This window comes from Modestobacter sp. VKM Ac-2982 (assembly GCF_026967935.1).
In the GTDB taxonomy this organism is placed as follows: Bacteria; Actinomycetota; Actinomycetes; order Mycobacteriales; family Geodermatophilaceae; genus Modestobacter.
The window spans coordinates 340839-355310 of sequence record NZ_JAPVBL010000001.1 but is presented as its reverse complement, the minus strand read 5'-3'; the positions used below and the strand labels follow the sequence as shown (position 1 = coordinate 355310).

At 73.5% G+C, this 14472-nt stretch carries 12 protein-coding genes; 7 read left to right on the top strand and 5 right to left on the bottom strand.

The window, feature by feature from the left end; genetic code table 11:
• Nucleotides 1-5 precede the first annotated feature (5 nt).
• Genes O2W20_RS01745 through O2W20_RS01730 form a run of 4 tightly spaced genes read right to left on the bottom strand, consistent with a single transcriptional unit; the run spans nt 6 to nt 5111 of the window.
• The gene (locus tag O2W20_RS01745) at nt 6-1511 is read right to left on the bottom strand and encodes a rhamnulokinase (RefSeq protein WP_269170028.1); all 1506 of its coding nucleotides are present in this window, start codon (nt 1509-1511) and stop codon (nt 6-8) included.
• 14 nt (nt 1512-1525) lie between these two features.
• Complete coding sequence (locus O2W20_RS01740; protein ID WP_269170027.1) at nt 1526-3562, bottom strand: bifunctional aldolase/short-chain dehydrogenase; 2037 nt, start codon at nt 3560-3562, stop codon at nt 1526-1528.
• A 20-nt stretch (nt 3563-3582) separates the two neighbouring features.
• A complete protein-coding gene (gene rhaI, locus O2W20_RS01735) occupies nt 3583-4755 on the bottom strand; it encodes an L-rhamnose isomerase (RefSeq protein ID WP_269170026.1) in 1173 nt (390 codons plus the stop codon).
• Nucleotides 4752-5111, bottom strand: coding sequence for an L-rhamnose mutarotase (locus tag O2W20_RS01730; RefSeq protein WP_269170025.1), 360 nt, complete (start codon nt 5109-5111; stop codon nt 4752-4754). Before O2W20_RS01730 ends, rhaI begins: the two co-directional genes overlap by 4 nt.
• Nucleotides 5112-5210: 99 nt before the next feature.
• Here O2W20_RS01730 and O2W20_RS01725 point away from each other — a divergent pair, with 99 nt between their 5' ends.
• Genes O2W20_RS01725 through O2W20_RS01710 form a run of 4 tightly spaced genes read left to right on the top strand, consistent with a single transcriptional unit; the run spans nt 5211 to nt 9200 of the window.
• Nucleotides 5211-6245: a LacI family DNA-binding transcriptional regulator gene (locus tag O2W20_RS01725; RefSeq protein ID WP_269170997.1), complete on the top strand. Its 1035-nt coding sequence runs from the start codon at nt 5211-5213 to the stop codon at nt 6243-6245.
• A 15-nt stretch (nt 6246-6260) separates the two neighbouring features.
• Nucleotides 6261-7034, top strand: a complete 774-nt coding sequence (locus O2W20_RS01720) for a (Fe-S)-binding protein (RefSeq protein WP_269170024.1) — start codon at nt 6261-6263, stop codon at nt 7032-7034.
• A complete protein-coding gene (locus O2W20_RS01715; protein WP_269170023.1) occupies nt 7031-8512 on the top strand; it encodes a LutB/LldF family L-lactate oxidation iron-sulfur protein in 1482 nt (493 codons plus the stop codon). The genes O2W20_RS01720 and O2W20_RS01715 overlap by 4 nt, the downstream gene beginning before the upstream one ends.
• Before the next feature lie 55 nt (nt 8513-8567).
• Nucleotides 8568-9200, top strand: coding sequence for a LutC/YkgG family protein (locus O2W20_RS01710; protein ID WP_269170022.1), 633 nt, complete (start codon nt 8568-8570; stop codon nt 9198-9200).
• A 5-nt stretch (nt 9201-9205) separates the two neighbouring features.
• Here O2W20_RS01710 and O2W20_RS01705 read toward each other — a convergent pair whose 3' ends face one another.
• Entirely contained in the window at nt 9206-10804 is a 1599-nt protein-coding gene (locus O2W20_RS01705; RefSeq protein WP_269170021.1) for an LCP family glycopolymer transferase, read from the bottom strand.
• A 243-nt stretch (nt 10805-11047) separates the two neighbouring features.
• On the opposite strand from O2W20_RS01705, the gene O2W20_RS01700 reads away from it, so the two are divergent.
• From O2W20_RS01700 to O2W20_RS01690, 3 genes are all read left to right on the top strand, one after another.
• The gene (locus O2W20_RS01700; RefSeq protein WP_269170020.1) at nt 11048-12010 is read left to right on the top strand and encodes an acyl-ACP desaturase; all 963 of its coding nucleotides are present in this window, start codon (nt 11048-11050) and stop codon (nt 12008-12010) included.
• Nucleotides 12011-12038: 28 nt separating this feature from the next.
• Complete coding sequence (locus O2W20_RS01695) at nt 12039-12842, top strand: exodeoxyribonuclease III (protein ID WP_269170019.1); 804 nt, start codon at nt 12039-12041, stop codon at nt 12840-12842.
• Nucleotides 12843-12981: 139 nt separating this feature from the next.
• On the top strand, nt 12982-14442 hold the full coding sequence (locus tag O2W20_RS01690; protein WP_269170018.1) for an HNH endonuclease signature motif containing protein: 1461 nt from the start codon (nt 12982-12984) through the stop codon (nt 14440-14442).
• The last annotated feature ends 30 nt before the right edge of the window (nt 14443-14472 follow it).

The following is a 14472-nucleotide window of genomic DNA, read 5'->3' as shown; positions in this document are numbered from 1 at the left end:
TGGGGTCAGCGGGTGTGCCGGACCCGGTCCTCCGCGGCCTGCCACGCGGCCTCCTGGCACGGGGTGGGGTCGTGCCGGACGACCTGCTGGGTGGCCCGCAGCAGCGTCCGGAGCTCGGCGAGCCCCCCGCTGAGCGCGCCCCCGGCGCGGGCCTGGACCAGCACGTTGCCCAGCGCCGCCGCCTCGACGGGCCCGGCCAGCACCGGCAGCCCGCAGGCGTCGGCGGTGAGCTGGCACAGCAGCGTGTTGCGGGCGCCGCCGCCGACCAGGTGGACGACGTCCACCGACCGACCGGAGAGCTCGGCCGCCTGGCGCACCGTGCGCCGGTAGGCCAGCGCCAGGCTGTCCAGGATGCAGCGGACGGTGGCGGCCTGGCTCTGCGGCGGCGTCTGCCCGGTCTCCCGGCAGACCTCCGCGATCCGGGCGGGCATGTCACCGGGCGGCAGGAAGCGGTCGTCGTCGCAGTCGACGACCGCGCCGAACGCCGGCTCCCGGGCCGCGGCGTGCAGCAGTTCGGTGAGGTCGGCCGGCAGGCCGGCCGACTGCCAGGTGCGCAACGACTCCTGGAGCAGCCACAGCCCCATCACGTTCCGCAGGTAACGGACCGTTCCGTCCACCCCGAGCTCGTTGGTGAACCCCGCCTCCCGGCTGGCCTCGGTGAGCACCGGGTCGGGCAGCTCCACACCGACCAGCGACCAGGTGCCGCAGGAGACGTAGGCGAAGCGCTCGGACTCCGCCGGCACCCCGACCACCGCAGAGGCAGTGTCGTGCGAGCCCACCGCCGTCACCGGCACCGGCCCGGTCAGCCCGGTCTCGGCGAGCACGTCACCGGTGAGCTCACCGAGCCGGTCCCCGGGTTGCCGCAGCGGCGGGAACAGCTCGTGCGGGAGGCGGAGCCGGTCGACGAGGTCGGTCGACCACTGCCGGGTGGTGGCGTCCAGCAGCCCGGTGGTGGACGCGTTGGTGAGCTCGGCCCCGACGGCGCCGGTGAGCCAGTACGCCAGCAGGTCGGGGACCAGCAGCGCGTGCCGGGCCAGCCCGAACCCGGCCAGCTGCCGCATCGCCGCGAGCTGGAAGACCGTGTTGAACGGCAGGTGCTGCAGGCCGTTGACCCGGTAGAGCTCGGCCGGTGACACCAGTTCGTGCACCCCGGGGACGGCGGTGGCGTGCCGGGCGTCCCGGTAGTGCACCGGGTTGCCCAGCAGCGCGCCGTCGGCGTCGAGCAGCCCGACGTCGACCGCCCAGCTGTCGATGCCGACGCCGTCCAGTGGCCCGACGTCCCGGCCGGCGGCCCGCAGGCCGTCGAGCACCCCGGCGTAGAGCGCCAGCACGTCCCAGTGCAACGTGCCGGCGACCCGGACCGGCCGGTTGGCGAACCGGTTGACCTCGTGCAGCTCCAACCGCCCGGGGCCGACCCGCCCGACCATGACCCGCCCACTGGAGGCCCCGAGGTCGACAGCGGCGAGCGTCAGCTCCCGACCACCGCCCCCCGCAGCGGCAGAGATGGCCATTTCTGTCGACTTCGTCAGCGGAGGAAGGCGGCGGCGACGCCGGAGTCGACCGGGACGTGCAGCCCGGTCGTCCGGGTGAGCTCGCCGCCGGTCAGCGCGAAGACCGCGTCGGCGACGTGGTCGGGCAGCACCTCGCGCTTGAGCAGGGTGCGCTGGGCGTAGAACTGGCCCAGCTCCTCCTCCGGCACGCCGTAGACCGCGGCGCGCTTGGCCCCCCAGCCGCCGGCGAAGATCCCGGACCCGCGGACGACGCCGTCGGGGTTGATGCCGTTGACCCGGATCTGGTGCTCGCCCAGCTCGGCGGCGAGCAGCCGGACCTGGTGGGCCTGGTCGGCCTTGGTCGAGGAGTAGGCGATGTTGCTCGGGCCGGCGAAGACCGCGTTCTTGCTGGAGATGTAGACGACGTCGCCGCCCATCCCCTGCTCGATCATGATCCGGGCCGCCTCGCGGGAGACCAGGAACGAGCCCTTGGCCATCACGTCGTGCTGCAGGTCCCAGTCCTGCTCGGTGGTCTCCAGCAGCGGCTTGGAGATCGACAGCCCGGCGTTGTTGACCACCAGGTCGACCCCGCCGAAGGCCAGCACCGCCGCCCGGAACGCCGCGGCGACCGCCTCGGCGTCGCTGACGTCGGCGGCCACGCCGATCGCGACGTCGGTCGAACCGATCTCGGCGGCGGCGTCGGTGGCCTTGGCCAGGTCGAGGTCGGCGACGACGACGCAGGCGCCCTCGGCGGCCAGCCGCTGGGCGATCGCCTTGCCGATCCCGCTCGCCGCGCCGGTGACCAGCGCGACCCGGGTGGCCAGCGGCTTGGCCTTCGGCATCCGGGCGAGCTTGGCCTCCTCCAGCGCCCAGTACTCGATCCGGAACTTCTCGCTCTCGTCGATCGGCGCGTAGGTGGAGACCGACTCGGCACCGCGCATCACGTTGATCGCGTTGACGTAGAACTCACCGGCGACCCGGGCGGTCTGCTTGTTCGCCCCGAAGCTGAACATGCCGACGCCGGGCACCAGCACGATCGCCGGGTCCGCGCCGCGCATCGGCGGGGAGTCCGGGCTCGCGTGCCGGGAGTAGTAGGCCGCGTAGTCGGCGCGGTAGGCCTCGTGCAGCTCCTTGAGCCGGGCCACGACGTCCTCGACCGGGGCGGACGCCGGCAGGTCGACCACCAGCGGGCGCACCTTGGTGCGCAGGAAGTGGTCGGGGCAGGAGGTGCCCAGCCCCGCCAGCCGCGGGTGCTCGGCGGAGGCGAGGAAGTCCAGCACGACGTCGGAGTCGGTGAGGTGCCCGACCTGCGGCTTGTCGGTGCTCGCCAGGCCACGGACCACCGGGAAGAGGGCAGCCGCCTTGGCCCGGCGCTCGGCCTCCGGCAGCGCCTCGTACCCGGGCAGCGGCGCACCGAAGGGCTGGGGACGGCCGCGCTCGGCGAGGAACTGCTCCGCCGTCCGGATGATCTCCAGCGAGTTGGCCTCGCACTGCTCGCTGGTGTCGGCCCAGGCGGTGATGCCGTGGCCGCCCAGGACGGCCCCGATGGCCTGCGGGTTCTTCTCGGCGATCTCGGCGATGTCCAGCCCCAGCTGGAACCCGGGACGGCGCCACGGCACCCAGACGACGCGGTCGCCGAAGCACTCCCGGGTCAGCGCCTCGCCGTCGGCCGCGGTGGCCAGCGCGATGCCGGAGTCGGGGTGCAGGTGGTCGACGTGCGCGGCACGGACCAGCCCGTGCATCGCGGTGTCGATGCTCGGCGCGGCACCGCCGCGACCGTGCAGGCAGTAGTCGAACGCGGCGACCATCTCGTCCTCGCGGTCCACGCCGGGGTAGACGTCGACCAGCGAGCGCAGCCGGTCCAGCCGGAGCACCGCCAGGCCGGGCTCGGTGAGGGTGCCGAGGTCGCCGCCGGAGCCCTTCACCCAGAGCAGCTCGACCGGCTGCCCGGTGACCGGGTCGGTGTCGGTGCCGGCGGCGGAGGTGTTGCCGCCGGCGTAGTTGGTGTTCCGCGCGTCCGCGCCGAGGCGGTTGCTGCGGGCGAGCAGGTCACTGACCAGGGGGTTCGTCATCTCGTCGTCCTCCAGCTTCTTCAGGCGCCCCAGGAGGCCTGCTGGCCTCCGACGCGCTCGGTGGCGATCTGCTCCTGGTGCCCGGAGGCGGCGTAGGCCCGGTAGGGGTCGGCGGGCAGGCCCTTCGACTCGCGCAGCTCGGCGAGCAGCGGGCGGACGTCGGTGTTGTAGGCGTCCATCAGCGCGCCGTTCGCGCCGAGCACGTCACCGGACTGCTGGGCGGCCCGCAGCGCCTCGCGGTCGACCAGCAGCGCCTTGGCGGTGGCCTCCTGGACGTTCATCACCGAGCGGATCTGGCCGGGGATCTTCGGCTCGATGTTGTGGCACTGGTCGAGCATGAAGTTGACGCCGGAGTCGGGGCGGAGCGCGTCGGCCCGGACGATCTCGTTCATGATCCGGAACAGCTGGAACGGGTCGGCCGCGCCCACGATCAGGTCGTCGTCCCCGTAGAAGCGGGAGTTGAAGTCGAAGGCGCCGAGCCGGCCCACCCGCAGCAGCTGGGCGACGATGAACTCGATGTTGGTGTTCGGCGCGTGGTGGCCGGTGTCGAGCACGACCTTCGCCTGCTCCCCCAGGGCCAGGCAGTGCAGCAGCGAGGTGCCCCAGTCGGGGATGTCCATCGTGTAGAAGTACGGCTCGTAGAACTTGTACTCGAGGATCAGCCGGTGCTCGGGGTCCAGCTCGGCGTAGATCTGCTGCAGCGACTCGGCCAGCCGGTCCTGCCGGTCGCGGATGTCGTCCTGGCCCGGGTAGTTGGTGCCGTCGGGCAGCCAGATCTTCAGGTCGGTGGAGCCGGTGGCCCGCATGACGTCGATGCACTGCACGTGGTGGGCCACGGCCTTGGCCCGCACCGCCGGGTCGGCGTGGGTGAGCGACCCGAGCTTGTACTCGTCGGCCTGGAACAGGTTCGAGTTGATCGCGCCGATCGAGACGCCCTCGTCGGTGGCGTGCTGGGCCAGCTTCGTGAAGTCGTCGACGAGGTCCCACGGGATGTGCAGCGAGACCCGGGGGGCGACGCCGGTGTGCCGGTGCACCTGGGCGGCGTCGCTGATCTTCTCGAACGGGTCCCGCGGGACGCCGGGGGTGCTGAAGACCTTGAAGCGGGTGCCGGCGTTGCCGAACGCCCAGGAGGGCAGCTCGATGGTCTGCTCGGCGAGGGCGGCGAGGGCCTGGGCGCGCAAGTCGGTGGTCACGGGGTCTCTCCGTTCGTGGTGGTGTGCTCCCCGGCCGCCCGCAGCTGGGCGTCGAGGTCGAAGACGAGGTCGAGCGAGGACTTGCCGCGGCCGTCCCCGGTCTCGAAGAAGGGGGCCATCTCGGCCTCCCAGCGGGCGCTCACCTCGGCGGCGTCCACGGCGGCCTGGGCGGCGTCGAGGTCGTCGGTGACGACGGTGCCGACGAGCAGCCCGTCCGCGCGCAGGAAGAGTTGATAGTCGCGCCAGCCGGCGTCGCGGAGCGCGCGGAGCATCTCCGGCCAGACGGCGGCGTGCCGCTCGCGGTACTCCTCGAGCCGGTCGGGCCGGACCTGGAGGGTGAAGCAGACGCGGGGCACGAGCCCTCCTCGCTGAAACGATTCACAAGGTGCTGTGGGCCACAGTAGGATGCTGCGTGCGAGCGGTCAACGGGCCGACCGGGAACCGAGGGGGCAGCGCTGACCGCCAGCATCCGGGACGTCGCCGTCCACGCCGGCGTCTCGGTCGGCACGGTCAGCAACGTCCTCAACCGGCCCGACACGGTCAGCCCCGGGACCCGGGAACGGGTGCTGAGCGCGATCACCGCGCTGGGCTTCGTGCGCAACGAGTCGGCCCGCCACCTCCGGGCCGGCCGCAGCCGCACCATCGGGCTGGTGGTGCTGGACATCGCCAACCCGTTCTTCACCGACGTCGCCCGCGGGGTCGAGGAGGTGGCCAACGCGCAGGGGCTGTCGGTGATCCTCTGCAACTCCGACGGCCGGCCGGCCAAGGAGGCCGCCCACCTCGACGTGCTCACCGAGCAGCGGGTGCGGGGCGTCGTCCTCACCCCGACCGCGGAGCTGTCCCCGCAGATCGAGACGCTCCGGCAGCGCGGCGTGCCGGTCGTGCTGCTCGACCGCCGCGCCCCCGGCCCCGACCAGTGCGCCGTCGCCGTCGACGACGTCCTCGGTGGCCGGCTGGCCGCCGACCACCTGCTCGAGCGCGGGCACCGCCGGATCGCCTTCATCGGCGGCCCGGGCGGCCTGCCGCAGCTGCAAGAGCGCTACCGGGGGGTCGTCGCCGCCGTCCGCGAGGGCACTGGCTCCGACGACGCCCTCACCGTGGTCACCCCGGACACGCTGACCGTGGCCGGCGGCCGCGAGGCGGCGTCCCACGTCATCGGGCTGCCGACCGGCCTGCGCCCCACCGCCGCGGTCTGCGCCAACGACCTGCTGGCGATGGGCGTGCTGCAGGAGATGGTGCGCCAGGGGGTCCGGGTGCCCGACGACTTCGCCATCGTCGGCTACGACGACATCGACTACGCCGCAGCCGCCGCCGTCCCGCTGACCTCGGTCCGCAAGCCCCGCCAGGAACTGGGCCGCCGCGCGGCGGAGCTGTTGCTGGACGAGGCTGCGGGCGAGGGCCACCAGCACGACCAACCCGTCTTCGAGCCGATGCTCGTCGTCCGCGAGTCCAGCATGGTCCGGCGACTCCGCCCGACCGTCGCGAGCTGAGAGGAGGAGCCGCCCGTGAAGGTCGCGCTCTTCGCCACCTGCCTGGTGGACACCCTGACCCCCTCGGTGGCCCGGGCCACCGCCACGCTGCTGCAACGGCTGGGGCACGAGGTCGTCGTCCCGCCCGGGCAGTCCTGTTGCGGGCAGATGCACGTCAACACCGGCTACCGACGGGAGGCGGTGCCGATCGTCGCCAACCACGTGCGGGCCTTCGCCGGCGCGGAGGCGATCGTGGCGCCGTCGGGGTCCTGCGTGGCCTCCATCCACCACCAGCAGGCCGCGGTCGCCCGCCGGGCCGGTGAGCACCGGCTGGCCGACGAGGCCGAGGAGCTCGCCGGGCGCACCTACGAGCTGTCCCAGTTCCTGGTCGACGTGCTCGGGGTGACCGACGTCGGCGCCTACTACCCGCACCGGGTCACCTACCACCCGACCTGCCACTCGCTGCGGCTGCTGAAGGTGGGCGACCGGCCCTACCAGCTGCTGCGGGCGGTGCGCGGGCTGGAGCTGGTCGAGCTGCCCGACGCCGAGCAGTGCTGCGGCTTCGGCGGCACCTTCGCGGTGAAGAACGCCGACACCTCGACCGCGATGCTCACCGACAAGATGGCCAACGTCCTCGGCACACACGCCGAGGTCTGCACCGCCGGGGACGCCTCCTGCCTGATGCACATCGGCGGCGGCCTCTCCCGGCTCCGGGCCGGCACCCGCACGGTCCACCTGGCCGAGATCCTCGCCTCGACGGAGGAAGCCGTGACCCCTGATCAGCACACCGCCCCGGCGGTGTCCGCATGACCGCCACCGTCCCCCCGAAGGCACCGACCTTCCTCGGCCTGCCCACCGCCCCCCGCGGCGTCGGCCACCTGCGCGGCGACCAGTCCTTCCCGGACGCCGCCCGCGGGGCGCTGCGCGACGGGCAGCTGCGGGCCAACCTCGGGCACGCCACCAGCACGATCCGCGGCAAGCGGGCCAAGGTGGTCGACGAGCTGCCCGACTGGGCGCAGTTGCGCGAGGCCGGCCGGGCGCTGAAGACCGCCACGATGGCCCGCCTCGACGACCACCTGGAGGAGCTCGAGCGCCAGGTCACCGCCCGCGGCGGCGTCGTCCACTGGGCCCGGGACGCGAACGAGGCGAACGAGATCGTCACCCGGCTGGTGCAGGCGACCGGCACGTCCGAGGTGGTCAAGGTCAAGTCGATGGCCACCCAGGAGATCGGCCTGAACGAGGCCCTGGAGGCGGCCGGGCTCGACGTCTTCGAGACCGACCTGGCCGAGCTGATCGTGCAGCTGGGGGAGGACAAGCCCTCGCACATCCTGGTGCCGGCGATCCACAAGAACCGGGCCGAGATCCGGGAGATCTTCGCCCGCACCATCCCCGGCGTCGACCCCGACCTCACCGACGACCCCCGGCAGCTGGCGATGGCCGCCCGCACCCACCTGCGGGAGCGGTTCCTGCGCGCCCGGGTGGCGGTGAGCGGCGCGAACTTCGCCGTCGCCGAGACCGGCACGCTCACCGTGGTGGAGAGCGAGGGCAACGGGCGGATGTGCCTGACCCTGCCGGAGACGCTGATCACCGTCATGGGCATCGAGAAGGTGGTGCCGACCTGGCGCGACCTCGAGGTCTTCCTGCAGCTGCTGCCACGCTCCTCCACCGGCGAGCGGATGAACCCCTACACCTCGACCTGGGCCGGCGTGACCCCCGGCGACGGGCCGCAGGAGTTCCACCTGGTGCTGCTGGACAACGGCCGCACCGCGGTGCTCGCCGACGAGGTGGGCCGCGAGGCGCTGCACTGCATCCGCTGCTCGGCCTGCCTGAACGTCTGCCCGGTCTACGAGCGGGCCGGCGGGCACTCCTATGGCTCCGTGTACCCGGGGCCGATCGGCGCGGTGCTCTCCCCGATGCTGACCGGGGTGGAGGACAACGCCTCCCTGCCGTTCGCCTCCTCACTCTGCGGCGCCTGCTACGACGTCTGCCCGGTGGCGATCGACATCCCGTCGATCCTGGTGCACCTGCGCGCCGAGCACGTCGAGGCGCAGGAACGGCCGACGGCGGAGGCGGTCGCCTTCCGCGGCCTCGCGAAGGTCATGTCGCACCCGCGGCTGTGGCACCTGGCCCAGCGGGCCTCCCGGCTCGGCCGGCTGATCGCCCGCGGGAGGCCCACGTTGCCCAACGCGCTGCCGCCGCCGGTCTCCGGCTGGACCCGCAGCCGCGACCTGCCCACCCCGCCGAAGGAGACCTTCGTGGAGTCCTGGGTCCGGGAGCACGGGTCGTGACCGGGCAGGGCGCCACGTGTCGACGTTCCACGTGCAACACGACAGGAGGACGACGGTGAGCGCACGCGAGGAGGTGCTGTCCCGGGTGCGCCAGGCCCTGGGGGCGGACCGGACGGCGCCGGAGGAGGTGGTCCGCGACTACCGGCTCACCGACGGCCGCCCGGCGGGCGACCCGGCGCTGCTGGAGCTGCTGGTCGAGCGGGTGGAGGACTACCGGGCCACGGTGCTGCGCTGCGCCCCGGCCGAGGTCGGCGCCACCGTCCGGGCCGCCCTGGACCAGGGGCTGGGCAGCGGGTGGTCGGCCGGCGACGTCGTCGTCGCCCCGGGACTGGCCGAGGACTGGCGGCCGGCCGGCTGCGACGTGGACGACGACCGGCCGGCGGTGCAGCTCGCCGACCGGGCCGCCTCGGTCACCGCGGTGGCGGTGGCGGTCGCCGAGACCGGCACCCTGGTGCTGGACGGCTCCCCGGCCTGCGGCCGGCGGGCGCTGTCCCTGCTGCCGGACTGCCTGGTCTGCGTGGTGACCGCCGACCAGGTGGTGGGCAGCGTGCCCGAGGGGCTGGCCCGACTGGACCCGTTGCGGCCGCTCACGATGGTCAGCGGCCCGTCGGCGACCAGCGACATCGAGCTGCAGCGGGTGGAGGGCGTGCACGGCCCGCGCACGCTCCTGGTGGTGCTGGCGGGCTGACGGCGTCAGCCGTCGCGGGTGGGGGGCTCCCCCTCCGCGCGGGCGGCCTGCGCCTGTGCCGGGTCGTAGGCGCAGGCGTCACCGACCTCGGCGGCCGGGTCCGGCGCCGCCGGCGCGGCACCGGTCGCGCCGGCCGACGGCGTGGGGGACGGCGCAGCCCCGTCGTCGGTCGCGTCCTCCGTCGCGTCCTCCTCGGCCGGGGTGCTCGGGGCCGGTGAGGTGTCCGCGGACGGGGTGTCCGACGGCCCGTCCAGCGCCTGCTGCACCAGCGCGCGGATCCGGTCGTAGTCCGGGTAGGCCGGGTCGATCACCGTGTCGTCGAACACGACGCTGCGGATCTCGGCGTCCTTGACCTGGAAGGCCAGGTCGACGAGGTCGTCCAGCCGGGACTGCGGCACGTCGGTGGACACGATGTCCTGGGTCGTCGCGGCCAGCTGCTGGAACCGGCTGAGCAGCGTCATCGGGTCGGCTGCCTCGACGATCTCGCCGATCACGCACCGTTGGCGGTCCATCCGCTGGTAGTCGGAGAGGCCGAACCGGCCGCGGGCGAAGTCGAGGGCCCGGGCGCCGTCCATGTGCTGCTCCGGCCCCGGCTCGATGTAGTCGTCCGGCAGGATCCCGAGCGAGGGCTCGCCACCGATGGGCACGTAGTAGTTGACGTTCACGTCGATGCCGCCGAGCGCGTCGACCAGCCGGCTGAAGCCGTCCAGGTTGACCAGCACGAAGTAGTCGATCTCCAGGCCGAGGGCCTCGCCGACGCCGAGCTTCAGGAAGTCCGCGCCGGGGTCGTCGGTCGGGCCGAGGACGTCGGGGTACCAGGCCGGTCCGTTGCGATAGACGGCGTTCAGGATGGACTCGGCCTCGGACCCGGCGTCGAAGCCATCGGGGTAGACCTCGCCCAGCGGACTGTCCTCGGGGAAGGGGAGTTCCTGCAGGTTGCGGGGCAGGCTGAACAGCGTGGTGGCGCCGGTGTCGGTCTGCACGTTGGCGACGATCACCGTGTCGGTGCGCACGCCCTCGCGACCCTCGCCGCCGTCCCCGCCCAGCAGCAGGAAGTTGACCTCCTCCCGGTCACCGAACGGGTCGGGGTCGTCGGGGGAGTCGGTGACCGTGGCGCTGTCCCGGTCGGCGAACACGTTGTCGAGCAGCTGGGCCTGGGCGTCGGCGATCCGCACGGCCCACACGGCGGGCACGACCACCCCCGCGCACAGGGTCAGGACGACGACCGCGCCGACCACGTGCTGCCATGCGCGGGTGCGGCGTGGCAACAGCAGGGCGTAACCGACCAGGACGACGAGCAGCCAGGCCACCGCGAGGGCGACGATCCCGCCGATCACCCACCGCAGGGCCGCGGAGTCGACGGCCACGGCGATCACGTCGCGCAGGCCCGTCGTGGCCCCGTAGGCCACCCCACCGAGCAGCATCATGAACACGACGACGACGAGCGCACCGAGCCGGCGCCGCCCGGTGGCCAGGAAGGCGGAGCCGGGCACCAGGGCACCGAGCACGGTGAGCAGCAGGGCCGGGCCGAAGCCCCGGACGGTGTGGGGACCTCTCCGCCGGCCGTGCCGACCGCCCTGCACGGTCGCTGACTCGTCGCTCACGCGGCAGCCCCGTGCATCGCGGATCCGGTCATCCGGCCATGATCGCACCGTTTCGGCCTCGGATCACGGGTCCAGCGGACGGCTCCACCCCAAGGAAGAGCAGGTCGTGTCGCCGGTCACACCCCGATGTCTGGCCCGGCTCCCCCCGGGTACGGAAGGGTCAGACGCAACCGCGGTCGGCCACCGCCCGTCGGCACGGTCGCGTAGATCACGAGCCGTAGGTACGGACCGAGGAGGTCGATCGTGTCCCACACGTCGCGCGAGGCAGCACTGCTCAGCGAGCTCGAGCCGGTGGTGGAGGAGAACCTGAACCGCCACATCGGACTGGCGCAGGAATGGCACCCCCACGACTACGTCCCGTGGTCACAGGGGCGGGACTTCGCCTTCCTCGGCGGCGAGGACTGGTCGCCGGAGCAGTCCCGGCTGGACGAGACCGCCAAGGCGGCGATGTTCACCAACCTGCTCACCGAGGACAACCTCCCCAGCTACCACCGGGAGATCGCCACCCGCTTCGGCCGGGACGGCGCCTGGGGCACGTGGGTCGGCCGCTGGACGGCGGAGGAGAACCGGCACGGCGTCGCGCTGCGCGACTACCTCGTCGTGACCCGCGGGGTCGACCCCGTCGAGCTCGAGCGGGCCCGGATGGACTACATGACCTCCGGCTACGACTCCGGCGACAAGACCCCGCTCGAGGCGGTCGCCTACGTCTCGTTCCAGGAGCTCGCCACCCGGGTGAGCCACCGCAACACCGGCAAGGCCACCGGCGACCCGATCGCCGACCAGCTCCTCGCCCGGATCGCCAAGGACGAGAACCTGCACATGGTCTTCTACCGGAACATCGTCTCCGCGGCGTTCGAGATCGAGCCCGACAAGACGATGCGGGCGGTCGCCGACGAGGTGATGCGCTTCGAGATGCCCGGCGCCACCATGGCCGGCTTCCGGAAGAACTCCGTGCTCATCGCCAAGGCCGGCATCTACGACCTGCGGCTGCACCACGACGAGGTCATCCAGCCCGTGCTGCGCGCGTGGAAGGTGTTCGAGCGCACCAACCTGGGGCCGGAGGGCGAGCAGGCCCGCGAGGAGCTGGCCCAGTTCCTGGTCGGCCTGGACGCCCAGGCAACCAAGTTCGTGGAGAGCCGGGACCGGATGCGCGCCCGCGTGCAGGCCCGCCAGGACACCCCGCTCACCCCACTCCCGCAAGCCTGAGGAGGGTCGCGGCCTAGGCTCGGCACCCGTGCGCCTGGCCACCTGGAACGTCAACTCCATCCGCAGCCGCGTCGACCGGGTGGAGGCATGGCTGCAGCGCAGTGACGTCGACGTCCTGGCGCTGCAGGAGACCAAGTGCAAGGACGAGCAGTTCCCGGAGGAGCGGTTCCGGGCGCTGGGCTACGACGTCGCACACGTCGGCCACTCGCAGTGGAACGGCGTCGCGCTGCTCTCCCGGGTCGGGCTCAGCGACGTCCAGGTCGGCTTCCCCGGCATGCCCTCGTGGTCGTCGAAGGAGGGCGTGGAGCCCGCCCAGGAGGCCCGTGCGCTCGGCGCGGTCTGTGGCGGGGTCCGGGTGTGGAGCCTGTACGTGCCCAACGGCCGCACGCTGACCGACCCACACCTGCAGTACAAGCTCGAGTGGCTGGAGGCGCTGCGGGTGCACGCCGGCGGGTGGCTCACCGAGGACGCCGAGGCGCAGGTCGCGCTGGTCGGCGACTGGAACATCGCCCCGCAGGACGACGACGTCTGGGACATCTCGGTGTTCAACCAGTCCACGCACGTCTCCGAGCCCGAGCGGGCGGCGTTCCAGGGCGTGGTCGAGGCCGGCTTCACCGACGTCGTCCGGCCGTACACGCCCGGGCCGGGGGTCTTCACCTACTGGGACTACACCCAGCTCCGCTTCCCCCGCCGCGAGGGCATGCGCATCGACTTCGTGCTCGGCTCGCCGGCGCTGGCCCAGCGGGTCACCGGCGCCCGGATCGACCGCGAGGAGCGCAAGGGCAAGGGCGCCAGCGACCACGCTCCGGTCGTCGTCGACCTGGCCGACTGACGCAGCCCACTCGCGGTCCGGCGCCCGTACCGGCGTCGGCGAAGGCGGCAGGTTCAGGCTCAGGCGAGACGGTTCCGCGGAACCGTCCCGCGCGACTGAGCTGCGGTTCCTGTCAGTGGCCTCCACTACGTTCGAACACATGATCGATGCACTGGTCACTCCCCTGCCGCTGCCCGTCGTCGCCCCTGCCGTCACCGAGCCGATCGAGCCCCTCGAGCCCCTCGACTCACTGGGTGATCGGATCTGCGCCGGTGCAGTGCAGCTGGCGGCGGCCACGGCGTCCTGGTTGCGATTGGTCGCCGAGTTCGACGAGCGGGAGGGTTGGGGAGGCGTCGGCATCACCTCGTGTGCGCACTGGCTGGCCTGGCGGTGCTCGCTGACGCCGGGGACGGCCCGGCAGCACGTCCGGGTGGCGCGGGCACTGCGTGGGCTGCCCCTCACCAGCGCCGCCTTCTCCGCCGGCCAGCTCTCCTACTCGAAGGTGCGCGCGCTGACCCGGGTCGCCGAGCCGGGCACCGAGGCAGAGCTCGTCGAGTTCGCCCGGCACGCCACCGCCTCCCAGGTGGAGCGCACCGTGCGGGCCTGGCGCCGGGCCGACGACGTCGACGCGGGCCGGGTCGCCGACCGGCGACGGTTCTCCTGGTGGACCGAGGACGACGGGATGGTCTCGGTGCAGGTGCGGATGGAAGCCGAGCAGGGCGCCGAGTTCCTCGCCGCGATCGAGTCACTCGCCGAACGGGACGCCCGCCGGGAACGGGCCGCCCGCCGCCGCGCCCAGGCCGCCCTGCCCGGCGGTCCCGAACCGGCTGGGGACGGCGAGGCGGCCCCCACCGGCGTCCCCGCCGTGGAAGGACGTGCCGCCGGAGATGCCTCGGCCGAGGACGAGGTGGAGCCGCTGGCGGTGACCACCGAGCGCCGATGCCGAGCGATGACGCAGCTGGCCGCGGCAGCGGCCGACGCCGACCGCCGCGCCGGGGACCCGCCCCGTCGCGAGGTGGTCGTCGTCGTGGACGCCTCGGTGCTCGCCGACGACGAGGCCGCCGGGCGGGCCGCGTTGGAAGGCGGTCCGGCCCTCACGCCTGCGCAGGCGCGTCGGCTGGCCTGCGACGCGGCCGTCACCGCGATCGTCACCGACGGTCCCGAGGTGCTGGCCCAGGGCCGGTCGCGGCGATACGCCACCCGCGCCCAGCGCCGCGCACTGCTGCTGCGCGACGGCGGCTGTGCGCGACCTGGCTGCGAGGAGACGCGGCCGGAACGTCTGCACGCCCACCACCTGCGGCACTGGCTGCACGGCGGCCGCACCGACGTCTCGAACCTCGTCCTGCTCTGCGACGTCGACCACGGGCTCGTCCACGACCACGACCTGGCACTCAGCCGGCGCGGCGGCCGGCTGGTCGCCGTGACCCCGGACGGCGGGCGCCCGTGGTCCGGCACGGGGGAGCGGTCCCGCGGGACCGCCCCCGACGGGCTGATGTCACTGCTCCCGTCCCCGCAGCTGCTGCCCTCGGCCCTCCCCTCCGACGGCGAGCGGATGGACCTGCGGCACGTCGTCTGGGCGCTGATGGCACATCGCGACCTCGTCCGGCGACGCGCCGCCTGAGCGGAAGGACGGCCGTCCGGGGGCCGTTGC

Bases quoted from the DNA above. Each gene is read 5' to 3' on its own strand.
- O2W20_RS01745 (WP_269170028.1), bottom strand. From the start codon at position 1,511: ATGGCCATCTCTGCCGCTGCGGGGGGCGGTGGTCGGGAGCTGACGCTC.
- O2W20_RS01740 (WP_269170027.1), bottom strand. From the start codon at position 3,562: ATGACGAACCCCCTGGTCAGTGACCTGCTCGCCCGCAGCAACCGCCTC.
- O2W20_RS01715 (WP_269170023.1), top strand. From the start codon at position 7,031: ATGACCGCCACCGTCCCCCCGAAGGCACCGACCTTCCTCGGCCTGCCC.
- O2W20_RS01690 (WP_269170018.1), top strand. From the start codon at position 12,982: ATGATCGATGCACTGGTCACTCCCCTGCCGCTGCCCGTCGTCGCCCCT.